At 42.7% G+C, this 22,956-nt stretch carries 22 protein-coding genes, 2 tRNA genes and 1 riboswitch; of the genes, 3 read left to right on the top strand and 21 right to left on the bottom strand.

Annotated elements, in window-relative coordinates; all coding sequences use genetic code 11:
- Positions 1 to 48 precede the first annotated feature (48 nt).
- The 15 genes from BUB56_RS01235 to BUB56_RS01165 form a co-directional block, all read right to left on the bottom strand.
- A complete protein-coding gene (locus BUB56_RS01235; RefSeq protein ID WP_110939559.1) occupies positions 49 to 459 on the bottom strand; it encodes a TIGR03826 family flagellar region protein in 411 nt (136 codons plus the stop codon).
- A 183-nt stretch (positions 460 to 642) separates the two neighbouring features.
- A complete protein-coding gene (locus BUB56_RS01230; protein WP_110939558.1) occupies positions 643 to 1,386 on the bottom strand; it encodes a ComF family protein in 744 nt (247 codons plus the stop codon).
- Between the two features lie 145 nt (positions 1,387 to 1,531).
- Entirely contained in the window at positions 1,532 to 2,626 is a 1,095-nt protein-coding gene (locus BUB56_RS01225; RefSeq protein ID WP_110939557.1) for a GGDEF domain-containing protein, read from the bottom strand.
- Positions 2,627 to 2,660: 34 nt separating this feature from the next.
- Entirely contained in the window at positions 2,661 to 4,886 is a 2,226-nt protein-coding gene (recD2, locus tag BUB56_RS01220; protein ID WP_242946186.1) for an SF1B family DNA helicase RecD2, read from the bottom strand.
- Between the two features lie 418 nt (positions 4,887 to 5,304).
- The gene (locus BUB56_RS01215) at positions 5,305 to 5,943 is read right to left on the bottom strand and encodes a hypothetical protein (RefSeq protein ID WP_110939555.1); all 639 of its coding nucleotides are present in this window, start codon (positions 5,941 to 5,943) and stop codon (positions 5,305 to 5,307) included.
- Positions 5,944 to 6,245: 302 nt separating this feature from the next.
- Positions 6,246 to 6,389 (bottom strand): YvrJ family protein, encoded by a 144-nt coding sequence (locus BUB56_RS01210; RefSeq protein WP_110939554.1) that lies wholly within the window; start codon positions 6,387 to 6,389, stop codon positions 6,246 to 6,248.
- A gap of 106 nt (positions 6,390 to 6,495) precedes the next feature.
- Positions 6,496 to 6,711, bottom strand: coding sequence for a DUF2922 domain-containing protein (locus BUB56_RS01205; protein WP_110939553.1), 216 nt, complete (start codon positions 6,709 to 6,711; stop codon positions 6,496 to 6,498).
- A 41-nt stretch (positions 6,712 to 6,752) separates the two neighbouring features.
- On the bottom strand, positions 6,753 to 6,977 hold the full coding sequence (locus tag BUB56_RS01200; protein WP_110939552.1) for a DUF1659 domain-containing protein: 225 nt from the start codon (positions 6,975 to 6,977) through the stop codon (positions 6,753 to 6,755).
- Between the two features lie 153 nt (positions 6,978 to 7,130).
- A complete protein-coding gene (locus tag BUB56_RS01195) occupies positions 7,131 to 7,718 on the bottom strand; it encodes an RNA polymerase sigma factor (RefSeq protein WP_110939551.1) in 588 nt (195 codons plus the stop codon).
- Between the two features lie 259 nt (positions 7,719 to 7,977).
- Positions 7,978 to 9,168 carry a methionine adenosyltransferase gene (gene metK, locus BUB56_RS01190; RefSeq protein WP_110939550.1) on the bottom strand — a complete coding sequence of 397 codons (1,191 nt, stop codon included), beginning with the start codon at positions 9,166 to 9,168 and terminating at the stop codon, positions 7,978 to 7,980.
- A gap of 147 nt (positions 9,169 to 9,315) precedes the next feature.
- A riboswitch (SAM riboswitch) is annotated at positions 9,316 to 9,419 on the bottom strand.
- A 338-nt stretch (positions 9,420 to 9,757) separates the two neighbouring features.
- The gene (locus BUB56_RS01185; protein WP_110939549.1) at positions 9,758 to 9,955 is read right to left on the bottom strand and encodes a DUF3006 domain-containing protein; all 198 of its coding nucleotides are present in this window, start codon (positions 9,953 to 9,955) and stop codon (positions 9,758 to 9,760) included.
- Positions 9,956 to 9,967: 12 nt separating this feature from the next.
- A complete protein-coding gene (locus BUB56_RS01180) occupies positions 9,968 to 10,831 on the bottom strand; it encodes a ComEC/Rec2 family competence protein (protein WP_110939548.1) in 864 nt (287 codons plus the stop codon).
- 221 nt (positions 10,832 to 11,052) lie between these two features.
- Complete coding sequence (locus BUB56_RS01175) at positions 11,053 to 11,520, bottom strand: COG2426 family protein (protein WP_110939547.1); 468 nt, start codon at positions 11,518 to 11,520, stop codon at positions 11,053 to 11,055.
- Between the two features lie 291 nt (positions 11,521 to 11,811).
- Positions 11,812 to 11,886: transfer RNA gene (locus BUB56_RS01170), tRNA-Glu, on the bottom strand.
- A gap of 11 nt (positions 11,887 to 11,897) precedes the next feature.
- Positions 11,898 to 11,974 (bottom strand) — tRNA-Pro (locus BUB56_RS01165).
- Positions 11,975 to 12,447: 473 nt separating this feature from the next.
- On the opposite strand from BUB56_RS01165, the gene BUB56_RS01160 reads away from it, so the two are divergent.
- Complete coding sequence (locus BUB56_RS01160) at positions 12,448 to 15,276, top strand: phosphodiester glycosidase family protein (RefSeq protein WP_110939546.1); 2,829 nt, start codon at positions 12,448 to 12,450, stop codon at positions 15,274 to 15,276.
- Positions 15,277 to 15,308: 32 nt separating this feature from the next.
- Here the strand turns inward: BUB56_RS01160 and BUB56_RS01155 are convergent, their stop codons facing one another.
- Positions 15,309 to 15,797, bottom strand: a complete 489-nt coding sequence (locus BUB56_RS01155; RefSeq protein ID WP_110939545.1) for a hypothetical protein — start codon at positions 15,795 to 15,797, stop codon at positions 15,309 to 15,311.
- A 164-nt stretch (positions 15,798 to 15,961) separates the two neighbouring features.
- Here BUB56_RS01155 and BUB56_RS01150 point away from each other — a divergent pair, with 164 nt between their 5' ends.
- Together BUB56_RS01150 and yyaC are read left to right on the top strand one after the other, a co-directional pair.
- Positions 15,962 to 16,126, top strand: a complete 165-nt coding sequence (locus BUB56_RS01150; protein WP_190014029.1) for an aspartyl-phosphate phosphatase Spo0E family protein — start codon at positions 15,962 to 15,964, stop codon at positions 16,124 to 16,126.
- 85 nt (positions 16,127 to 16,211) lie between these two features.
- On the top strand, positions 16,212 to 16,754 hold the full coding sequence (gene yyaC, locus BUB56_RS01145; protein WP_330392527.1) for a spore protease YyaC: 543 nt from the start codon (positions 16,212 to 16,214) through the stop codon (positions 16,752 to 16,754).
- Positions 16,755 to 16,885: 131 nt separating this feature from the next.
- Here yyaC and BUB56_RS01140 read toward each other — a convergent pair whose 3' ends face one another.
- From BUB56_RS01140 to BUB56_RS01120, 5 genes are all read right to left on the bottom strand, one after another.
- Positions 16,886 to 17,824 (bottom strand): AEC family transporter, encoded by a 939-nt coding sequence (locus tag BUB56_RS01140; RefSeq protein WP_190014027.1) that lies wholly within the window; start codon positions 17,822 to 17,824, stop codon positions 16,886 to 16,888.
- A gap of 117 nt (positions 17,825 to 17,941) precedes the next feature.
- Positions 17,942 to 18,847 (bottom strand): DMT family transporter, encoded by a 906-nt coding sequence (locus BUB56_RS01135; RefSeq protein WP_110939542.1) that lies wholly within the window; start codon positions 18,845 to 18,847, stop codon positions 17,942 to 17,944.
- Positions 18,848 to 19,356: 509 nt separating this feature from the next.
- Positions 19,357 to 20,532: a hypothetical protein gene (locus BUB56_RS01130; RefSeq protein WP_110939541.1), complete on the bottom strand. Its 1,176-nt coding sequence runs from the start codon at positions 20,530 to 20,532 to the stop codon at positions 19,357 to 19,359.
- A 149-nt stretch (positions 20,533 to 20,681) separates the two neighbouring features.
- Positions 20,682 to 21,077 (bottom strand): DUF16 domain-containing protein, encoded by a 396-nt coding sequence (locus tag BUB56_RS01125; RefSeq protein ID WP_110939540.1) that lies wholly within the window; start codon positions 21,075 to 21,077, stop codon positions 20,682 to 20,684.
- Positions 21,078 to 21,162: 85 nt separating this feature from the next.
- On the bottom strand, positions 21,163 to 22,899 hold the full coding sequence (locus tag BUB56_RS01120) for a phospho-sugar mutase (protein ID WP_110939539.1): 1,737 nt from the start codon (positions 22,897 to 22,899) through the stop codon (positions 21,163 to 21,165).
- Positions 22,900 to 22,956 lie beyond the last annotated feature (57 nt).

Below are 22,956 nucleotides of genomic sequence, written 5' to 3'. Positions count from 1 at the left end.
TCCATAGTATCGGCAACGATAGAGGATTCCTTTACACTTTTTATAATATTATCTTCTCTTTCTCATATCGGATATAAACATCTTGTTTACGACAGTTTGTTTTTCCTTTTCTTTTGGCTTAAATGCCCCTTTTAACTCTCTAGCCATTTCCTCAGCACATTGATCACAAAATTTTCCTGTTCGGATTGCTCTGCCGCATCTTTCACAGTCCAGTACCAAAGAGCCTCCTTCTGAGGTAATTTCAAGCCTTCCCTGTCTTAGATATTTCAAAATAAGATCTTCTTCCACACCGGTTTCCTCAGAAACCTCTGTGATAGTAGCTCCGGGATTATCATAAAGGTATTCCTTTACTTTTTTAAAATCTTCCTCTTCATCTTTCCTGCATCGATCGCATTTTTTATTAAAGCCGTCATATTGAAAAATCCGCCCGCATTTAATGCAGTTTCTAATATCTGCCATGATATGCCCTCCTTTATGTATATATTGTACATTATATATATTTAAAAATATTACACAACTATATCGGAACGGCGAGGGCGTCGATCCCTACCCTTTATCGCAGGTCATTAAATGCCTGCTTTTCTGTCAGACACAAAACCTTCCTCTACACAACAACTTGTTTGTTCATCGTTTTAACATTACCTATAGGTTCTTTCCCGCTGCAAAGGTGATCACATAAATATCCTTTGCTCCTGCCCGGAGCAATTCCTTACTGCAGCTGTCTAATGTACTTCCTGTAGTATATATATCGTCAATTAACAGGATTTTCTTAGCCTTAATTTTTGAAGGATCTAAAATTTGGAAAGCGTTTTTCATATTGATTTTCCGTTCTTCTTTGGACAGCTTGTTCTGTGTAGCCGTATCTTTAATTCTGATCAGGTTTTCTCGGTCTAGGGGCCACCCCATTTGTCGGCTGATGTATTGTCCTATGATTTCCGATTGATTGAATCCCCGCTGACGTTTTTTATTGATATGGAGTGGTACAGGGATAATCCAATCTATCTGTTCCAGTTTTTTCTGCCGGATCTTTGCAGCCATCATCTCTGCCATGTGATAGGCCAAATACCGCTGCCCGCCATATTTCAATCGATATATAAGCTTTTTGATTTCTTCATCGTAAGCAACACAGGCATATCCGGCTGTAAAAAAGTGGTTGGTCAGCATGCAGTCATGGCAGGTATCCGGAAGATACATCTCCTCCAGCGGTTTTCCGCATTTTTTACATTCTTTATTTACAAAATGAATCTGGCACTTACATGCAGTACAGAGAGAATATTTCTCTGTCTTTTCGACCGCCGTTCCGCAGAGGATGCACTCGATATTACGGGGATAGATAAAATCCAGCAGTCCATCTATTAGCTCCCATAAGACTTTGTAGCTCTTCATATGATCTCCTCCGCTTCCATCATCCTAATTAAGATAGTATTCGAAACCACGAGGGCGTCGCTCCCGGCAAAACTTAAACGTAAACCCTTGGGACGACACACAGGTCGTCCCCTACCCGGTTGAATCAAAAATGATCTTCTTAATTTTAAGCCGTTACCCGGTCACCCCCCAGCTCTTTTCCCTTGTTCATTCTGAGTTCTGCAATGCTTACAAGACTGTGGATATCATTGCTCACATCGGGAAAGCAGGCCATACCAATGCTTACAGATAATTTTACATCCTGATTGTCCAGTTCTTCCATCACCTCAGCCACTCCTTTGATTTTCACACGCAGCTGATCTGCCAAGGTTCCTGCTTTCTCATAATCTACATCCTTCAGTATGACGATAAACTCTTCTCCCCCATGTCGCCCTGCAAATCCTTGATCCCCAACAGCCATCTTGATGGTGCGGCCGATTTCCGCTAAAATTCTATCCCCCATAGGATATCCGTACTTCTGATTAAACCATCTAAAATGATCAATATCTATCATCAGCAGAAAAAAGCTCTCATTATTCTGCAGGCACTTTTGTGCCAATTCACCTGTTCTCTTATAAAAAGCACTATAGGAAAGCAAACCTGTCAATCCATCAGGAATTTCATTCTTAATTGGCGGCATGCTTTCAATAACAGCCTTCATGCTTTTACTGATACTCTCATATTGCCTTAGTGTGGTCTCTGTTCCTGAAGCATTAAATTTTTGCTGTTTTTTCCTTTTCTTGATGGTCCAACAGTAGGTTATAATATTCCCGATAAAAAAAGCCCCTCCATAGATTCCGATATGAAGCTTTAGAAAACTCCATGCTATTTCACTGTTTAGTACTTTTTGCAGTGATAGAAAGCTGCAAAGAAACATGGCCAACAATCCCCACCCTGCGCCATAATAGGCCGCAACCATAGTAACGGTAAAAACAAAAACAGGCAAATAAGCATTGTTGGAGAAGCCATCGGTATAGATAAGGAATAGATTAAACAGCAAAAAGTTTCCTGAGAAAATCATCTGATTCTTTTTGCGGTTTGATATATTGGTTAATTGAAAGCAGAGGAACAATGCATTATAGGCTGCAGCCACCATAAGAACCCACAGCACTCCCCCATGATCCCACCGATGAAATGAGGTAAGGCTTAAAAATGCTGAGGTAAGTGCTGTCAGTCCGCCTGCTGCCATATGCAGTTTGCTTTTTCTGTTTTTCTTTGACATAGCCTATGCCTCCAGGGTAAACTATTCTACAAATCTAAAACTCAATCAATCTGTCCTCTAAAAATCTCCTTAGTCGAACCCCAAGACCTGTATTACGCTTGGTGATCCGATGATTGTCTACCATATTTTTCAGACTGCCTTCCTGCCCCACCATCACCACCAGCTTTTTCGCCCGGGTCACAGCAGTATAAAGGAGGTTTCTCGTCTGCAGCATAGGAGGTCCCCAGCTGACGGGCATAACTACCACGGGGAATTCACTGCCCTGACTTTTATGGATAGTGATGCAGTAGGCCAGCTCCAACTCGTCCAATTGACTAAAGTCATATTTCACCAGCTTCTCATCATCAAAAAGCACCCACAATTCTCTGTTTTCCGTATCAATCTCCTGGATATATCCCATATCCCCATTAAAAATCCCTTCGCCATCCCCATCATCCTCAGTTTTTTTCCATTTTAGGTTATAGTTGTTCTTAATCTGCATCACCTTGTCCCCTACTCGAAAGATTTTTTCTTTCATTTCCTTCTCCTCTTTATGAGGAGCCTTGGGATTTAAGATGGACTGCAGCTGATTATTGAGCTGCAGCATTCCAACTACCCCTTTTTTCATAGGGGTAAGGACCTGGATATCTTTAATAGGATCAAAGCCGTTATATTTTGGCAGACGCTCCTTGCACAATGCCTTGATGGTCTCTGCAATGTTTTCCTGAGTTTTCTTCGATATGAAGTAAAAATCCTTCTCTTTTTGATTGGTATAGGGATACTGGCCTTTATTGATCCGGTGAGCATTGACGATGATCATGCTTTCCTGGGCCTGGCGAAAGATTTTATCCAGCTTGACTACTCTAAATATATTGCTCTCAATAATATCCCGCAGTACGTTTCCGGGTCCTACGGAGGGCAGCTGATCCACATCTCCTACCAGGATCAGGCGGGTGCCGGGAAGAATGGCTCGCAGCAATGCCTTCATCAGCAGAATGTCTACCATGGACATTTCATCAATGATCACCACATCAGCGGCAAGAGGTTCTTCTTCATTTCTTCCGAAGGCCATCCCCAGATCATCCTCTGCGTAAGCATATTCCAACAAGCGGTGAATGGTTTTGGCTTCTCTTCCTGTAGCCTCGCTCATTCTTTTGGCTGCACGGCCGGTAGGTGCACCCAGCAGAATACTGAGATTATTCATCTCAAATATCCGTATGATGCTGTTGATGGTAGTTGTCTTCCCGGTTCCGGGGCCCCCGGTGATTACCGTTACCCCGTTTTGTAAAGCCTCTTTAATAGCGTGCTTTTGATTGTCTGCTAACTCCAGTCCTTCATTTTCTTCTATTTTTTTGATGAGTTCACCGAGATTTTCCCCCATAGGCGGAATTTCTGTCTTTGCCAGTTCGATTAATTTTTTGCATACATAGGTTTCTGCAAAAAAGTAGGACAATCCAAATACTACAATTTCACCCTCCAGATTTTCCAGCTGTACCTCATTATTGAGGGCAAGATTCATTAGGGGTTCTTCCAACAAAGAAACCTCGACCTCCAATAGCCTTGCAGTGTCTCTGAGAAGCTCTTCTCTCGGGGTATAGGTATGCCCCTCCAGATTTCCCTGCATCAGCATATACTTTAACCCACACATGAGCCGGTAGCTAGAACGGGGATCTATGCCCATTCTCTTGGCGATGGTATCAGCTATTCTAAAGCCAATGCCAATAATTTCGTCGGCCAGTCGATAGGGGTTTTCTTGAATGAGCCTGATGGTATCCTGTCCATATTTTTTATATATTTTTATCCCATAACTTGGGGTTACGCCATATTGTTGTAAAAAAAGCATAACCTCCTGCAGCTCCCGCTGCTCCTGAAAGGCTTCTGCGATCAAATTCGCTTTAGCGCCCCCGATCCCTTCGATCTGTGTCAGCAGGTGTGGCCTGTATTGGATAATATCCAGCGCATCCTTCCCAAACTTGTCCACAATCTTTTTGGCAGTCTTAGGGCCTATCCCCTTAATCAATCCGGAAGCCAGATAATTTTCCATGCCTTCCAGGGTATTGGGTGCCACTTGCCGATAGCTGAGAATCTCCAGCTGCTTCCCATAAACGGGATGGACAGTCCATTTGCCGTTAAAAGCAAAGGTTTCTCCCTTATTTACGATAGGCATATATCCTACTACCGTAATATCTTCCTCACCAGTATCCACAACGCCAACGATATATCCGTTGGCTTCATTATAAAAAACGATATCTGTTAAGACCCCTTGAATTTCTATGGTCATAAATGCCTCCATGGAAAGCTGTATATAGTAGCAATTTATTTGTATACATATTTTATTTTATTATATCATAGGTTGAGGCAAAAGTTATCGGTTAGGCTTCTATGGCTGTAGCTTTTCCTTTTTTACTTAGTTATAGCTCTCTTTTTGGAACGATCACTGATCGTTCCCTACTTCTTATTTAAGGTTTGCGTAGGATATGCCTGGTATCTACCCGTTTTTCTATTTGCGGGACGACAGAGTCGGAGTCTACTGAAAAAGTCCAGATTCTGTCATTCTGAGTGAAACCAAGAATCTTTAAAAGCACTTATTCCCTCAGATCCTTCTCTGCGCTCAGGATGACAAACTCGACTTTTTGCCGTATTTTTGACTTTTTCAGCGGCCTCCAGAGTCATCGTCCCCTGTAGCTATAATTCACTAATTATTCATTGTTCATTTTTATTCTTTCATTGTTATACGCTAGGGTTCCCCGCTTTAATACCCGCTTGAGCTCCAATATTTCTCTCTTTAATATGGCAATATCCGCTTTAGTCGCCGGGTGCTCACAGGTTTCATAGAAAATATCCAGTGTTTCCCTTACAGCTTCTCCGCTCTGTACTGTGGGAATATTGCCTGCCACCAGTTTGGCCTGATTGATCTGCTGCCTTAGGGTCTGCATCTTGTGAAGACTGGGTATTTTAATGCCTGAATGCAGGCTGATCCATCCATATCCATCCTTCTCCTCCAGGTTTTTTATGCTATATAGATTTACATATCCATAGGCTCCATCTTTACCAAACATCGGTTTTCTCATTTTAACAGGTATCAATAATAATTGGGAATGAATTGGCAGGGGCACCCCCAGCTGGCGATGAATAATTGTTCCGTATTTTTCTCTGCAGGACTCCATATGTATGGTATAGTGCTTACAAAGAAGCCTTACTACAGTTTTGATCGCTCTTTTATCAAAATAGCATATACCCTGATCTGTAATCAATTTCGTAGCATTGCCGTCACCGGGTTGATAGACAGGCACTAAGCAGCTTATTCCTGCTTCAAAGATTTCTGTTATATTTTCCATGTTGTCACCTCGTTCCTTTTTGAATCGAACATATGTTCTTTTGTTATTTCTATTATACTCTCTTCTCTTTTTTATGTCTACGGAACAAAAGCATTTTATACTTTAAAAGCCAAAAGAAATGCTTTTGTTCTTCCCAGGGAACTGATAGTTCCCTAGGACGCTTCGCTGTAACCCTCCAAATATTAGACATAAAGGGGAGACCCCCTTTAAAAATCCCCCATAGCTAGAAAATTAAAGATCTCAATTTCCTAGCTATTGAAAAAAGGAACAATTTTGAAGTCCTCCAAAATTGTTCCTTTTTTTCACTTCAGACTTGCAATCACTTTGGACAACTCATGTATGCTTGAACTGAGATTCTCCAGCTTTCCTTCAATACGTACCAAAAGATATACAGAGACAGCAATGGGGAATCCCAGATTGGCCACATGAGAGTAGATTTCCTCCATAATCCACCTCCTTGGAAAAATCGTTACACGATACACGTTACCCGTTATGCGAAAAATCTAAAACAGTTAGAAAGACTTGACTAAGGCAAGTCTTTCTAACATACTTCTACACCAGTTCTGCCACATCTGTGGTAATGATTCTGGCGGCTTCGATAGACACCAGATCCCCTCCATTGGTTTTGAAGATATTCTTGTCAATAATGGCCTGCATAGCAGCCTGTACATCACTTTCCTCAAGGTCGTGCCTTGCATTTTCTACAGTAATTTTGCTGGTTCTGCCTAGCTGGTTTTTAAACACCATTTCCAGTCTTTTCTGACTCACACGCTCACCTCCTCCCTGCTTCAGCCTTTATAGCCATGCCCCTATACTTCGGTCATCTCTTTTTCTTCCAGTCTTCCGATGCGAAGTACATCATTAGACTGTAGATTGGTCAAAACCTTTGCTATGGCGTATACATCCTCGTCTGCTGCAGAAGCTTTAACATTTGAGTAGGTTTTGATCTGTGTGATTTCCTTCCCGTTGCTGTCTGCTCCCAGGCTATAGGTAATCCTTAGCTTGGAATCTAAGGGAGTTACATTTACTGCCATACTTATCACCTCCTTTCATTCATTAGATGATAAATATGATGGATGTTTAGTATGGGTTTTTAAAGATTTTTTTCAGAAGGATACAGAAATCGTTCCCTGCTTTTGTAGGGGCAGGCCTTGTGTCTGCCCGTCTTCTTCAGAATGACAAGGTCGTCATCCCCTAGATCTCTGGACTTCTGTCATTGTTTCTCTCAACCTTCTCAATCCTCGTTCCTTGGTTTTTACTACGGTTTGATAATGAACACCTAGATATTTGGCGATCTGGCCCATATCCATTCCCTGTCCGTAACAAAGCGAGATCACCCGCTTCTGATGGACAGATAATTTCTGTATCGCCTCTCCTAGTGACCTTTGTACTTCTCTTTGTACCAGCTTTTCCTCGATACTCATATCTGCATCGGGCATCCCTTCAATAAATGTCCTTCCATCCTCAGTCAAGCTCTCCAGGATATAGAAGGCAGCTTCCTTTTTACTGTCTTTTCCTTTTTCCATATAGAAGTATTTCAGGTGTACCTTGATAAAACCCAGGAATGGAATTCCCCTGCTCATATCAAATTTGTCCAGCAGTTCCAACAGCTTTAGGTAGCCCTCCTGCAGCAGATCTTCTTTGTCCCCTTCACCAAAGTAATATCTTCTCGCTGACGCATAGATCAAGGGCTTTAACCGCTCTATCAATTCAGCCACAGCCTCCCTTTCTCCTCTCTGTGCTTTGGTCACCAAGGACTGAATATCATATTCCATTTTTACTCCTCCAAAATTTTGGAGGACCGGTCCTCAGAATCCCATGGTATACAACCATTTTAGAGGAACTGTTCAAAAAAAGAAAAAGTCGACTTATTTAAAGTCGACTTTCAGTTGAGCTTACGGAACGACGAGGGCGTCGTTCCCTACTGAGACGAGAGCGTCGTTCCCTACATATATTATAAGGAGGGCACAAGGCCCTCCTCTATAGGTTTTAGGTTTCAACCGATAACCGGCAACTGGTAACCCATAACTATTTTTACGCTTCTAATGCTTCTTTTCTAAGGATTTCAGCTTTATCCGTTCTCTCCCAGCTTAAGTCTAAGTCTGTTCTTCCAAAGTGTCCATAAGCAGCAATTTGTCTATAGATAGGACGTCTTAGGTCTAAATCACGGATAATGGCAGCAGGTCTTAAGTCGAAGTGCTTTTTAACCAACTCTACCAATTTTTCTTCAGATACTTTTCCAGTGCCAAAGGTCTCTACCAGGATAGATACCGGCTGTGCTACACCGATTGCATATGCTAATTCAATTTCACACTTATCCGCCAATCCGGCAGCTACAATATTCTTCGCTACGTATCTGGCAGCATAAGCAGCAGAACGGTCTACCTTTGTAGGATCTTTTCCAGAGAATGCACCGCCGCCGTGTCTTGCATAACCGCCATAAGTATCTACGATGATCTTTCTTCCTGTTAAGCCCGCATCTCCTTGTGGACCCCCTACTACGAACCTGCCCGTTGGGTTGATGTAGTATTTTGTTTTCTCATCCAACAGGTTTGCAGGCACGATCTTACGAATTACATGCTCGATCATGTCTCTTTCGATTTGCGGCTGATTTACTTCCGGGCTATGTTGTGTAGAGATTACGATGGTATCAATACGTACCGGCTTATCATTCACATATTCTACTGTTACCTGTGTCTTACCATCTGGTCTTAAGTAATCTAGGGTGCCATTCTTTCTAACTTCGGATAATCTTCTTGCCAGCTTATGGGCCAATGCAATAGGAAGCGGCATTAATTCAGGTGTTTCGTTGCAGGCGAAGCCAAACATGATTCCCTGATCTCCTGCACCGATCGCTTCGATTTCGTCAGTCATTTCTCCCTTTTTATGCTCGAGGGCTTCATTAACCCCCATTGCAATATCAGGAGACTGCTCGTCAATAGAAGTCAACACCGCGCAAGTATCGCTGTCAAAGCCATATTTCGCACGGGTATATCCGATTTCTTCAATGGTTCTGCGTACTACCTTTGGGATATCCACGTAGCATTTTGTAGTGATTTCCCCTGCTACCAGCACTAGCCCTGTAGTCACAGATGTCTCAGCTGCAACACGTGCCTGTGGGTCCTGCTCAAAAATGGCATCTAGTATGGCATCAGAAATCTGGTCGCATATCTTATCAGGATGCCCTTCTGTAACGGATTCTGAAGTAAATAATCTTCTTGTCATTTGTTAACCTCCTTGATTATCTTTATTATATTTGTATATATGTTAAAAAGGTATTCATATCATTGAATCAGTCACCACAAAAATATTCTACCCTAAAATCCAATAAAAAAACCTCTTCATCACAAGAAGAGGTTGTCGTTACCATTGTCCTCATCTTCCAGAATACAAGTTCTGTAGGATTTAGCACCGCGTAAGAATTACCGGTTGCCGGGCTTCATAGGGCCTATCCCCTCCGCCGCTCTTGATAAGGCATCAAGATTTCTATTCAATTTCGCCAAAAAACATGTTATCATGTTAAAAATAAAAAGTCAACAATTATTTTTTGCATTCCGAAAATAGGGTCGCCACCTCTGCACAGGGGAAGGCCACTGAAAAAGTCCAGGTTTTGTCATTCTGAATAAAACGTAGTGGAATGAAGAATCTTTAAAAGCTCTTAATTGCTCAGATCCTTCGCTGCGCTCAGGATGACAAACTCGACTTTTTGCTGTATTTTTGACTTTTTCAGTGGCCTTCACAGGGGCCGTTCCCTACGAAGATCCATCTATCTCACTGTTGTTTTTTCGTGCAACGCGTAACGTGTAACGCTTCTTTACTCCCACAGCCTCCTGGCTTTTTCCGCTATCCTTTCTTCCCGTCCTTTTGTGCCCTCATGATCGATCTTTATGGAGATCTCTAACAAATCCCCCTCCTTTGCGTCCTCAGGCAGTAAAGCAGCCGGCAGCATGATCATTTGACCCTGCCATTCTATCACTGCAGTTTCTTCTTCTATACGATCCAATACGAACATTTTTTTCACTCCCTATTTCACAGAAATAGTTTTTCCATCACTTTGAAAAACAATCGTACCCTTTTCATCGGTTCGATAGATTTTGATATCTCTTTCCTTCAGCTTCTCCAGTATCTCCTTATGGGGATGCCCATAGGTATTATCCTTCCCGCTAAGAATTACTGCATACTGGGGATTTACAGCGTTCAGCCACGGGTCTCCTGTGGACGTAGTACTGCCATGATGGCCTACCTTTAGCACATTGGCTTTGAACACTGCCTTAGGGTAGGAGGACAACATCTCCTGCTCCGACAGCTGCTCTGCATCTCCCATGAATAAAAAGACCTGGGTGCCATACTGAAGCCTGAGTACTGCACTATAATTGTTTAATTCCTTATATTTTTCAGACACCGGGGCCAGGAATTCTGCATCAACACCCTGTAATGCTAACGGAACGCCTGCTTTTGCCGTACTGATCTTTAATCCTTTTCGGTCAACGGCATCCAGCACATCCTCAAAGGTTTTTGTGTTGTGCAGCACCTTGGGCATATAAACCTTTTCTATGTCGAAAGAATCAATTACCCGGTCCAGTCCCCCGATATGATCCTCATGAGGGTGAGTACCAATCACTGCCGTAAGACTTGTTACCCCATGACTGCTGAGATAGTCTACTACATAATCACCATATCGGTTCCCTCCTGCGTCGATCAATAGATTTTGGTCCTGAGGCGTTTTAATCCATATGGCATCGCCTTGTCCTACATCGATAAAATGCACCTCCAACAAGCCGGAGTTTGGAGGCAGTTGGACCTCCATATCCTGCATGATCCCGCAAGAGGAGGTTAATAAGAGGATAAGTAGTAAGAGTAGTGTTATAAGCGGTTTGTTGAGTTTCATAGATTTAGTCTCCTGGTCGATTATATGTATTATTTTTTATAAGCACATCTAACTAAAACAATTAAAAAAATATATCCCACCTAAATTATAACTCGTCATCCTGAGTGAAACGAAGGATCTTTAAACCCTATGCAAGATCTTTCACTGCGTTCAGGATGACAGACACATAGAGCAAGTCCGTATAAGAGGCATTCTTTGATTAGTATTAAATGCAGCCACATCTAAAATTTCACTGCCATATGGCTTAGGGTCATCATAATTGCTGCTGCAATGCAATTGCCTGCAAAGATAGCAGCAAAAGCATGCTTTACCCGCATATCCAGTAAAGAAGCTGCAATAGACCCGCTCCATACGCCCGTAGTAGGGATAGGCACTGCAACAAAAAGAAGCAATCCCCACAGACTGTATTTTTGAATTTGACTGGTTTTCTTCATGGTTCGTCGGGTTACCCACTCTACAAATCTTTTAAAAGTAGGCATCTTTCTCAATTTCCTAAAAAGCGGTTTCAAAAAAAGCAGTAAAAAAGGTACAGGAATCATACTTCCTACAATACCTAAAATCATCGCATGCAGTGGACTCATTCCCAGAGATACCCCCATAGGAATCGCTACCCGCAATTCCATAACAGGCATGGCTGCAACCATCAAAACCATAATCTCCTTTGTCAGAAAATCCAAAATTGTACTCATTGCAATCTCCTTTTGTTGATAAAGATTAATCCTTCTCCTTTAGACATATGACTGAGATATCTTATTTATATCCAGAAAGACGAGGACGTCGATCCCTGCATCCCTTTTAGGGTTTACCCAGGAAATGGCCTCTATGCCCTTCCGATAAATGCCAAATCTCTTCATCACACACCTATAGAACCATTATATAGGAATCCTTTAAATTTATGAACCTTAATTTATCTGTCAATGTATAACAAAAAGGATTGAAAGCCCTATAGAACCTTCAACCCCTTTCCTATCACATATAATTGGTGACCCATCCGGGAATGGAACCCGAGTTACCGCCGTGAAAAGGCGGTGTCTTGACCGCTTGACCAATGGGCCAAAAAATAAAATGGTCGGGGTGGCAGGATTTGAACCCGCGGCCCTCTGGTCCCAAACCAGATGCGCTACCAAACTGCGCTACACCCCGTTTTTGTCACTACATAATTATATGATACAAAAACATAAAATGCAACTAGATTTTTTATTAATTTTTTCTCCATTAATTGGTAAGGACTCCAGCCTTTTGTAACAGTATCTTAATATAAATAGCAGTCTTCTTTCGGTATAATGAAAGCATGGAGGATAGGCCCATTTTGTTCTAATATAGATATGTGATTAAGAAATTTAACATTCATGGGAACGGCACAGAGGCCGTTCTCTACATAAACCTCAATAGAAATGTAGGGATCGACGCCCTCGTCGTTCCGAATATTTATTAGGATTCTCAGTCACATATCAATATCCAGCAGGCAGACACAGAAACCTATTTTTTTAAACATATTATGAAACTTTTTCCAGTCATATGCGTCTTAAATAGGGTGGGTTTCATATCTGTCATCTTATGCTGCACAACTGAATATTACATATAACATTTACTACCTTAGAAAGGAGCAACGAACTATGCTAAACCGCAAAAGATTTTTTGCACTGCTTTTAACCCTGATCATGCTGTTTTCCATCCATATGGATGCCCTGGTCTATGCCGATTGGACAACCTCTATCTACGAAAACAGAAGTGAAACCATTATCGCAAAGGGTGTCAAGCATGAACAACTCCAGCGATTTACTGATACTGGCTGGGTCAATATCAATGTACTCAGAATCTCTCTATCGGAACCTTCCAATACCATCGATCTGTTAATGGGACCGAAGGGATTGAGTGAAAAAGCAAGGCTGTCTGAAATGGTAAACCAAAACGAAAAAATCGTCGGTGCTATCAACGGGGACTTTTTTATGACTACCAATTCCTCTACCATTGGACCCATGGTTAAGGACGGCCAGCTCTTAGCCACACCTTTTTCCAAGCCGGATCAGATGGCAACCTTTAATATAACCAATGAAGGTATGCCCTATATCGCCCCCTGGGTATCTACAAAAATAGAACTTCAAGGCAGTAATGCCTTTACACTAAATATCGGTCTTGTAAACAAAGAAACCGACTATAACAGCTCAGTGATCCTTTACACGCCTCACTGGGGCCTAAAGGCACCGGTACCTCACAAGAACCTTACCAATCCAACCTACCTGGTAGTAGAAAACGATATGGTAAAGCAGATCACGGCTGCTACAGCAGATGGTATTGACATCCCTGCCAATGGTTATGTGATCCTAGCCTCCAGCAGCAGCTCTGAGCGTATTCGCCAATCACTGCTTTTGGAAGACCCTGTAAGCTTGTCCTTTACAGCACAACCGGATCTCAATAGTCTGGCATTGACCCTTGGCGGCGGTGCAACGCTGGTAAAAAACGGCGTTGCTTCATCTACCTTCACCCATAACATTTCCGGCAGCCACCCCAGAACTGCACTGGGAATCTCCCGAGATAAACAGGAGGTACTATTTGTTACCGTTGATGGACGTACAGCTTCCTACACTGGAGTTACCCAGCAGGAGCTTGCCAATATCATGGTTTACCTCGGAGCCTATGAGGCCATGAATCTGGATGGGGGAGGCTCTACAGAGATGATGGTTAGACCTCTGGGGGAAAATATTAAGAAAATCGTCAATAACCTTTCTGATGGTTCAGAGAGACGTCTGATGAATGGCATCGGTGTTGTAAACAACGCTCCCATCACAGATTTATCCGGCATCATCCTGGAAGCACAGGATAAAAATGTATTTGTCAACACCTCGAGGCAGCTGACTTTAAAAGCTTATGATAAAAATCATAACCCTCTCAATATTGATTGGAATAAAGTAACCTGGGAGGTATCCGGTGTGCAAGGAATTGTACAAGGCAGCAGCTTCCGTCCTGCTACAGCGGGCAGAGCCGTTGTGACAGCCCAGTACAACGGCACTACTGCAAGTTTAGCCCTGCATGTATTGGATAACCCGGTACGTCTCAAACTCTCTCCAGGCACTCTGACCCTAGGCGCTAACGGTGAAAGACAGCTTCAAGCCACTCTAGTGAACGAGGATGGCTACAGTGCCTCTATTCATCCAAGAGAACTGAGCTTCAACATTCCAGCGGGATTAGGCTTTGTTGATGACCGGGGCTTCTTTAAAGCTTCTGCCCAAGGAGCAACAGGATTAATTCGTGCAACCTATGGAAATCTGGAAGCATATATTGCTGCGGCAGTGGGATCACAGGATCAGGTTATTGATAACTTCGAAAAGGTAACAGGAGCTTACCTCTCCTTCCCGGCAGAGGTTACAGGGAGCTATGAATTGGCTTCTGTAGCGAAAGAGGGCAGTTACTCCGGCAAGCTATCCTATGACTTTACTGCAACAGATGCCACAAGAGCCGCCTATCTGGTCTTTAATAACGGCGGTATTCATTTGGAGCAGCGGCCTTCCAAAATAGGCATGTGGGTATTCGGCAATGAAGGCGGCGGCCACTGGTTGAGAGCAAGAGCTGTAGGTGCAGACGGAACGGCCCAAGTCATCGACCTGGTTTCCAGTATTGACTGGGAAGGCTGGAAATATGTTGAAGCCAATGTGCCCAGTACGATGAAAGCGCCGATCAAGCTGGAAAGAATTTATGTAGTGCAAACGGATCCATTGATTAAAAATACAGGAAGCATTCTCATTGATCAATTGACAGCTTCCTATCCTATAAACTTCCAAGGAACTGTTCCTACTCCAGCAAGTCCGGCGGATAAAAGAAATGTAAAAGCAGAAGCTAAGGGGGAGAATTCCTTCCGCTTCTTTGCCCATGGCTTAGTGAGCGGCATCGACACCCTTCAGGATAAAATGGTGGTAACAAAAATGGCAGAGCTTTCTAACAAGGAAGCAGAGATGAATCTTTTCACCGAAGGGGTAGATTCTTCTCTCAGCGGTGCCTTAAAAAAACCTGTATTCCTGGGGAATAACGGTCACGGTTCCAGCAAATACAAAAACAGCTTGTTTATCAAGCTGGACAATAATAAGGGAGGTCTTCGAGAAACCAATGTGTCTCAGTGGTCCTGGTTCTTACAGACTATGGAAAATCTAGATGCAGGCAGTGTATTTGTGGTATTGCCGAAACCTCTTGCCTTCAAAGATCCTCTGGAGGAAAAACTGTTTAAGGATACCCTCAAGAAAGCTAAAGACAACAAAAATGCAGATATCTGGGTATTTACTCCAAGTACAAACGGCTTCACCGTCACCCCGGAGGATGGTATTCGCTACGTGACACTGAAAGCATTTCCGAAAAGCAATGACTACGATATCTTTACACAGCTGCAGTATATGCGCTTTACAGTAAATGAAGATCAAGTTACCTATGAAATCCTTCCAATGTATACAAAATAAAAACAAATCCGAGGAATTCCTCGGATTTGTTTTTATTTGATCAATAGACTGTGCAGCAAATTCAATTCATGCTCAAAAAGATTATCATACAGTATATCCTGTACTTTTCGGACCACATCCTCCGTAGCTTCCTGGCTCAAAACCGTTTTTAACTGCAGGGTGTTATCGTAGCCCATACCTTCCAATAGGGTTCTCACCTGCTCCTGATCTTCTACCGGGATCATCCTATCCATATTTTTTGCATTGATTTTTTCTATATAAACCTGTATAAAGCGCTGTAACGTCGTATCATCAATAACTGCTTGGAACTGCTCCTGCTCTTCCATGACAAAATCATCAAAGTATAAATCCTCTCTAGGGTTTAGCGGAACTGTGTCGCCTAGTTCACCATGAGGCAGGTATCCAATAATATCCTTTGGTAAAAATCCATGCTCCTGAGGGGCCATGCTGATAATACCAAGAATTGTAACAAGGGTCAGTGCTACTAGGACCATGACGTTTCCACTTTTTAAAGGCGCCATGATAATTCCTCCTTATTGAATATTCTCTATTCAATAGTATGGGAATATCTGCTGTTCTTTATGCACTTCTTTCCAAGACTAACTTCTTTACGATTATACTCTTGCCATCTGTTTTTATTTGAGATAAAATGTTTAGAGTATTATGGAAAAAGAGAGGTGAAGTGATGACTGATACTGCCGTCTTATACGAAAAAATTGAACGTCTTCGTAAAAAGCTCTACCGGCTGATCGAGGAAAACTCCCACAAGGTGAATGATGGGACAATCATGGAGGTTAGCCAAGAACTGGATCAGTTGATCTTAATTTACCAGAAAGAGAATTACCTATAGCCAGGCAAGCAATCCTGCTTATCATTTGTGTCATGATACCTGCCGCCTCCTTATATATATATTCATATAAGGAGGTGTTTTTTATTTGAAAAAATATAATCCCCTGCATCCCACAGGCATTCAAGTTCACTTTACCGATGAAAACGCACCTATGGTTTTATGTGAAATGTTAAAGGCTCATCTCTTAGAACAAACCATCATTCTCTGTATCGGTACAGACCGCTGTATTGGCGATGCACTGGGGCCTCTAGTCGGAACACTGCTAGCCAATAAAAACTTTAGATATCCACTCTATGGTACTCTAGACGATCCGATTCATGCAGTCAATCTGGAATCCTCCCTGGAAAAAATTAAGACAGAACATCCCGATGCCCATATCATCGCTATAGATGCCTGTCTTGGTCAGGAAAACCTGATTGGTAATATTCATATTAAAAAGGGCCCCATCTACCCAGGCAAAGGTGTGGGAAAATCCTTACCCAGAGTAGGTCATTTGTCTGTGGTTGGAATCGTAGATAAACTTCAAAATGATGATCTTTATGCCATTCATCATATCCGCCTGAGTCTGATCATGCATATGGCTCAGATCATCGCCGATGCATTTATGCTGGCAACCTATTTGAGTTAATTTTGGGTACTAGATGCAAGGTTCAGGACACAAGTAAGCGTAACGAAACAGCGACGTAGGGATCGACGCACGCTTCGTTCCAGAGTAAGGAAACTTCAGCAGTACCCTATATATCCGTCATTTCTTTATTCCTACAGCAGCATGGCTATGGCTGGAATCGTGACCATAGATAAAACCGTCGAAACAAACACTGCCTGAGAAGCCAGTTGATAATCATTTCCATATCTGGTAGACATGATGGCACAGTTGGCCGCAGCTGGCATCCCAGTAATTAGAACCGGTATCCCTGCCATGATCCCTTGAAAGTCCAATGCCTTCAAAATTCCCAATACCAATAAGGGAATTACCAGCAGGCGCATGCAGCCAGCCATAAAAATCTTATTATTGGCGAAAATTTCGTTGATTTTTGTGTCTGCTAAGATCGAACCTATAAAAATCATCGACAGCGGTGTAGATGTATTTCCCACCATTTGAAAGGCAGAAAATATGGGTCCGGGCAGTTTTGTAGAGGTCACAAAGAGCCCAAAGCCGATAAATACAGATATCAGACCAGGATTCACCAGTAGCTTAAAATCGATGCTTCCCCGTTGATCCAATGCTGCAGCATTTTTTTCCATCAGGGGCCTGCTCAGGACCATCACGCCATAAGTCCAAAGCACCGCATTGAAGGGCAAATTATATATAGCTGCATAAAAAACTCCCTGCTCTCCATAGATGGCATTTACTACCGGATAACCCATAAACCCCACATTGGAAAATACAGTGATGAATTGGAAAATATCTCTGGTAGATCCTTCAATCTTTAAAAGCTTAGGTGCAAATGTGGCAATCAATATAGATAGTGCATATACAGCACAGGAAATCATTACAAGGATACCGCTTCTCGCCAGGGCTTCTCTCGTGAAGCTGTAGCTGCTTAAAGAGCTGATGATCAAAGCGGGCAGTGCCACGCTGGTAACCAGTTTGCTCACATCCTGATTCATATTGTTGCTAATGACATGAAGCTTTTTACAACCATAGCCTATGAGGATAAGCAGGAATAGGATGAAAATCTGATTTAAGGTTTGCAACAAAAATCCCCCCTTATATCCTACTATTATATCATGGGGTATCCCCAAAGGGTACCCTGCTAATTTACGTCAGTCTTTATAAAAATGCTGCTTTTCTATATCTTCATGTCTCATATTTTATTGTTCAGCCTTAACCGGGACTTTATTTTGCTGATCTTCCTGACCCCAAAGAATAAATAAATAGATGCCAAAGAGGATTAATCCACTGCCAAGAATCTGCCACAGGGTAGGGTGTTCTGAAAAGAGGAGGATTGCCCATAGGGTGGCAAAAACCGGCTCACCAAGGACTGCAGTAGATACAAAGGCGGCTTTCACGTAAGCTAAGGCCCAGTTGAAGATGCTATGACCCAGAATCGTACAAAACACTGCTAAAGCCAAGAAGATAAACCATTCCTTTATGGGATAGGGGTATAAGGGTATGCCGGCAGCTGCTACGAGAAGCATTAAAGTTGCAAAACAGCTGGCATAGACTAAAAAGGTATAGGTGGTTACCGACATATGCTGCCGTACCGCCCTTCCAATCATCATATATCCTGCTACAAACAATGCCCCTGCAAGAGCCAGCATGTCTCCGAAGATTGCATGGCTTCCCAAGGACGAATCCCCCAGAGAGATGATTATTCCTCCCGTTAGTGCCAGTGCAATGCACAGCACTGATCTCTTGGACACTTTTTCTTTTAGTATCAATACACTTCCCAATAGTATGAAGACAGGATGGGTATTGACCAGGACTGCGGAGCTGGCAATAGAGGTATATTTGATGGAGGTAATCCAGGTTGCAAAATGTAGAGCAAGAAAAACACCGCTGAGTATACATATCCCTAAGCTCTTTCTATTAATGGCGCTGATCTCCTCCCCCTTTGACCTGATCACTGAAGGCAGCAGCAGCAGGATGGTAAATCCCAACCGATAGGCGGCGATAATCAGGGATGGCGCTGTAGAGTATTTGATAAATATAGAGGAAAAAGAGACAAATACCACTCCTATAAGTACTGCCCATTGGGGGTTCAGTTTATTAAACATTGGAGTACCTCCTTTGTTTTATATATGTTATATTTACGGGACGACATTGCCCAGAGACCGTCCCCCATAGGCGTCAGCTTAATCCAATTATTTCCAAATAAACCTTAGAAGCATGTCATTCTGAGCGTTAGCGAAGAATCTTATAGAACATAAGCAAGATTACTTTCGATTATCAGAATATATCATCTAGCTTAAAGATCCTTCGACTCCGTTTTACTCCGCTCAGGATGACAAATTATGTGTTAAGTTGACGCCTATGGACCGTCCCCTACGATTATTTAGACTATGTATAGGGGACGATGAGGGCGTCGTTCCCTACCTTCATGGTTTTCCTGCGTAAGGGAACACCCGTGTATACACCGTTCTTTTCGGAATGACACATAGGTCGTTCCCTACATTGCTGTGGTTACGGGGTGGCACACAGGTTATCCCTGCGTTCGTAGTCTTCCTTTGTAGGGGTGCACCTGGGTGTGCATCCGCCTAATGAACGGCACGTCCTCTGCACCGCCTTAATATTCATGATCAACCAGGAATTCAAAGAAATCGCCGTAGTCACTTTGTACAAACTCATAGAGCAAAGGACGATTCAGTCGCAGTCTTTCTTCCATCTGTATCAGCTGGTCATAGAAGGGTTGTGCAAAATATTCCTCCAAGGCTTTCATCTTCTCTTCTGAATAGGCTGCCACCAACAGCTGATCCTCATCGGTTAAATAGTATATTCCATAGACATCCTCATTTAGATAATAGGTCTGACTCTTCACATGATCATTGGTAGGATTGAATTCCGTAAAAAGGCAGCTGCCCTCATAGGCATGCCGCATGGCATGAGGTTTATCTGCCTCCAGCCGCTGTATAACAGCATCAGGATCTGAAGCATAGTAGATTGATATATATTCCGGCTTCGTCAGGCCAAAGGCGGCCTCCATAGCAGTAATATTCATAGAAGACCGCACTTCTGCCCTTGCTACCTTCAAACCGTCCTTCGTCTCTTGAAGCCTGATTTCACTTAAAACCATTTTATATTGGTTTTTTACATCAATGATTGACTCTGTGAGATAGCTGATTCCTTCCTCATCCTTTATGGTTTCTGTCACATTTTTCAAAAGAGTTCCCGGCCCTTCCACAATTTTATAATCCACCCCATCGGATAGGGAAAGATATTTCAGCGCCTCATCGTCGCAGCCTACCCCGCGCATGATAAAATAATTGATTAACTGTATAGGGGTTTCTATGGGCTCACAGATCTTATCCCACAAAAGTCTTACTTCCTTCGAAGAAAGGGTCACCTTTTCCTGAATAGCAAAGTCATACTCGGCTAAAGGTTCCGGAAGGTTCTCCTTAAAAGTGCTGTTTCGTTTGATAAACTCTCTCAAAAGATATCTGGCTTCCCGCTCACTGATAGGAACCAGTCTCCCCCCAAGACCGCCCATCATCCTTGCGGTTTGCAGTTCTACTTCTTCTTTTGTCGGTGCCAGCACACCTACATAGTCATCCAATCCATACGCTTCCGCATCTAGGTGAAAAAACTGCGTAAACAGATGATTTTCTTCTGTAATCCATTGAATTCTTAAACCCAGTACCCCCATCAGCCGAGTATTGGTCACGTAGGCTTCCTGAAACTGGTGCTTTTTTATGGCTTCTATATTTTTATTTCCAACAATCACCTTAAATCTTCTTCTATTCATGATGGTCTCCTCATAATATGAACAAGTATTGATCTGCAATGAATCTTGTCACGTTTCTTGTAATATTTTATTCAAATCTATTATACACTATTTCTGCCAGCAAAGAAAAAGATACGTTATCACAACGTATCATATCTCCTATTCACATTCTATAATATTTTTCTTGCCTTTAATCTGCGAATAGCTTCCTCATGGGAGCCATACATTGACGCTATAGTATCCAACCGGTCATTCATTTCATTTTGTTCTGCCTTCATAGAGGTTACGTCTGCCTGCAGTTGGTCTACTTTCGACTCTAATCGGTCCACTCTTACCTCAAGGCTATCTAATCTTGCTTCTACTCGGTCTAATCTTTCTTCTACTCGATCTAATCTTTCCTCTACTCGGTCTAATCTTTCTTCTACTCGATCTAATCTTTCCTCTATTCGATCTAATCTTTCCTCTATTCGATCTACCTTTTCCTCTAATCTGTCTATTTTCTTTCCCAGGGTGTCGATCATACCTACGATCTGATTCAAGGTATGCTGAAGATCTTGATCTGTCATGGGTACTCCTCCCTTTTTCTTCCGCTATTTTGTATACTTATTATATCATTTATAGATGATTGATGAAAGGTTTATGTTTTAATATCTACAGCATTCCATTGATGATAGCCATTACCCCGTCCTTCAATGCTTGCAGCTGCGACTTTGCATCTTCTAAGGACTTTCCAATAACAGAGAAGTATATCTTGATCTTAGGTTCGGTACCGGAGGGACGAACGCAGAACCAGGACCCATCGACCATGGTAAAGTGAAGCACATCGGATTGCGGCAGCGTCAGCACTTCCTCCCTATCCTCCAAAAGATGATATTCTATCCGCTGTCCATAGTCCCTAAGGAGTTTTAAGGACTTATCTCCGACGGCTTTAGGGGGATTCATCCTTAACTGCTTCAGAATGTCTGTAATCTTTTCCATTCCTTCTTTACCCTTTAAGGTAATAGACGCCAAGCCTTCCTGATAGTATCCATGCTTTTCAAATAAGGATAATAGTGCATCGTATAGGGTCATACCCTTTGTTTTGTAAAAGGCAGCCATTTCACAGATCAAAAGGGCGGCGATCACAGCATCCTTATCTCTGACAAAGGTTCCCGCCAGATAACCGTAGCTTTCTTCATAGCCAAAAACAAACTGTTTTTCCCCTGTTGCTTCAAATTGTTTAATTTTTTCTCCTATAAACTTAAAGCCTGTAAGGGTATCCAGAGCCGTCATGCCATAGCTTTTCGCTATTGCTGCACCCATTTCGCTGGTTACAATGGTTTTCACCACCACTCCGTTATCAGGCAGCTGTTTTTTTTCCTGCATGGCCGATAAGATATAATCGATCAATAAAGCCCCTGTCTGATTGCCCGTTAAAACCTCATAATTTCCCTGCTTGTTCTGTACTACGGCACCAATGCGGTCACAGTCAGGATCGGTCCCGATGATCACATCAGGCTTTATGGTCTTTGCCAGGGAAAGGGCCAGGGTAAAGGCCTCATGCTCCTCTGGATTTGGCGATTTCACTGTAGAAAAATTGGGATCCGGCAGCTCCTGCTCCGCTACCACATAGACATTCTTAAAGCCTGCTTCTGCCAGCGCTCTTCTTACGGCCATATTGCCGGTTCCATGGAGAGGTGTGAAGATAACTTTGAAGTCCTCTCCCGTCTGCCCAATGATCTCTGGTCTTAAAACCAGTGATTTCACCTGTTCTATATATTTTTTATCTATATCCTCGCCGATGATTTTCAGCAGTCCTTTATCCAAAGCCTCCTGCTTTGGTAGATAGGGAACTTTGCTATAGTCATGGATCTGTTGTATCTTATCAATGACCTTTTCCGCATCCTCGGGAACTAACTGTCCCCCATCCTCACCGTATACCTTGTAACCATTGTATTCCGGCGGATTGTGACTGGCTGTCACTACGATCCCTCCGGCACATCCTAATTCTCGGACAGCAAAGGATAATTCCGGTGTGGTACGCAGTGCATCAAAAAGATAGGCTTTAATGCCATTGGCACATAGTACTAAAGCCGCTTCCTCCGCAAACTCAGGAGATTTATGACGGGAATCATATGCAATAACCACTCCTTTGGCTTTTGCATTTTCAACAGACTCTGCTAAATATTCCCCAAAGCCCTGGGTAGCTCTCCGCACAGTATATATGTTCATACGGTTGGTACCTGCTCCAATGACCCCGCGCAAGCCCCCGGTACCGAATTCCAAATCCCTGTAAAATCTTTCTTCTATTTCCTTTTCATCCTCTGCAATGGCTTTTAATTCTGCCTTGGTTTCTTGATCAAAATAGGGATTCTCCAGCCAGTCTTGATAGATTTTTTTATAATCCATATATGTACCTCCTTATTCTCCTCTAGGTATATATCTGAAAGGTTAGCATTTGGTGGC

It is taken from the genome of Geosporobacter subterraneus DSM 17957 (genome assembly GCF_900142145.1).
In the GTDB taxonomy this organism is placed as follows: domain Bacteria; phylum Bacillota; class Clostridia; order Peptostreptococcales; family Thermotaleaceae; genus Geosporobacter; species Geosporobacter subterraneus.
Note: the sequence above shows the minus strand (reverse complement) of the source record. Positions and strands in the feature narration are given on the sequence as shown.

Bases quoted from the DNA above. Each gene is read 5' to 3' on its own strand.
- BUB56_RS01235 (WP_110939559.1), bottom strand. From the start codon at position 459: ATGGCAGATATTAGAAACTGCATTAAATGCGGGCGGATTTTTCAATAT.
- BUB56_RS01230 (WP_110939558.1), bottom strand. From the start codon at position 1,386: ATGAAGAGCTACAAAGTCTTATGGGAGCTAATAGATGGACTGCTGGAT.
- BUB56_RS01225 (WP_110939557.1), bottom strand. From the start codon at position 2,626: ATGTCAAAGAAAAACAGAAAAAGCAAACTGCATATGGCAGCAGGCGGA.
- recD2 (WP_242946186.1), bottom strand. From the start codon at position 4,886: ATGACCATAGAAATTCAAGGGGTCTTAACAGATATCGTTTTTTATAAT.
- BUB56_RS01215 (WP_110939555.1), bottom strand. From the start codon at position 5,943: ATGGAAAATATAACAGAAATCTTTGAAGCAGGAATAAGCTGCTTAGTG.
- BUB56_RS01210 (WP_110939554.1), bottom strand. From the start codon at position 6,389: ATGGAGGAAATCTACTCTCATGTGGCCAATCTGGGATTCCCCATTGCT.
- BUB56_RS01200 (WP_110939552.1), bottom strand. From the start codon at position 6,977: ATGGCAGTAAATGTAACTCCCTTAGATTCCAAGCTAAGGATTACCTAT.
- BUB56_RS01195 (WP_110939551.1), bottom strand. From the start codon at position 7,718: ATGGAATATGATATTCAGTCCTTGGTGACCAAAGCACAGAGAGGAGAA.
- metK (WP_110939550.1), bottom strand. From the start codon at position 9,168: ATGACAAGAAGATTATTTACTTCAGAATCCGTTACAGAAGGGCATCCT.
- BUB56_RS01185 (WP_110939549.1), bottom strand. From the start codon at position 9,955: ATGTTCGTATTGGATCGTATAGAAGAAGAAACTGCAGTGATAGAATGG.
- BUB56_RS01180 (WP_110939548.1), bottom strand. From the start codon at position 10,831: ATGAAACTCAACAAACCGCTTATAACACTACTCTTACTACTTATCCTC.
- BUB56_RS01175 (WP_110939547.1), bottom strand. From the start codon at position 11,520: ATGAGTACAATTTTGGATTTTCTGACAAAGGAGATTATGGTTTTGATG.
- BUB56_RS01160 (WP_110939546.1), top strand. From the start codon at position 12,448: ATGCTAAACCGCAAAAGATTTTTTGCACTGCTTTTAACCCTGATCATG.
- BUB56_RS01155 (WP_110939545.1), bottom strand. From the start codon at position 15,797: ATGGCGCCTTTAAAAAGTGGAAACGTCATGGTCCTAGTAGCACTGACC.
- BUB56_RS01150 (WP_190014029.1), top strand. From the start codon at position 15,962: ATGACTGATACTGCCGTCTTATACGAAAAAATTGAACGTCTTCGTAAA.
- BUB56_RS01135 (WP_110939542.1), bottom strand. From the start codon at position 18,847: ATGTTTAATAAACTGAACCCCCAATGGGCAGTACTTATAGGAGTGGTA.
- BUB56_RS01130 (WP_110939541.1), bottom strand. From the start codon at position 20,532: ATGAATAGAAGAAGATTTAAGGTGATTGTTGGAAATAAAAATATAGAA.
- BUB56_RS01125 (WP_110939540.1), bottom strand. From the start codon at position 21,077: ATGACAGATCAAGATCTTCAGCATACCTTGAATCAGATCGTAGGTATG.
- BUB56_RS01120 (WP_110939539.1), bottom strand. From the start codon at position 22,899: ATGGATTATAAAAAAATCTATCAAGACTGGCTGGAGAATCCCTATTTT.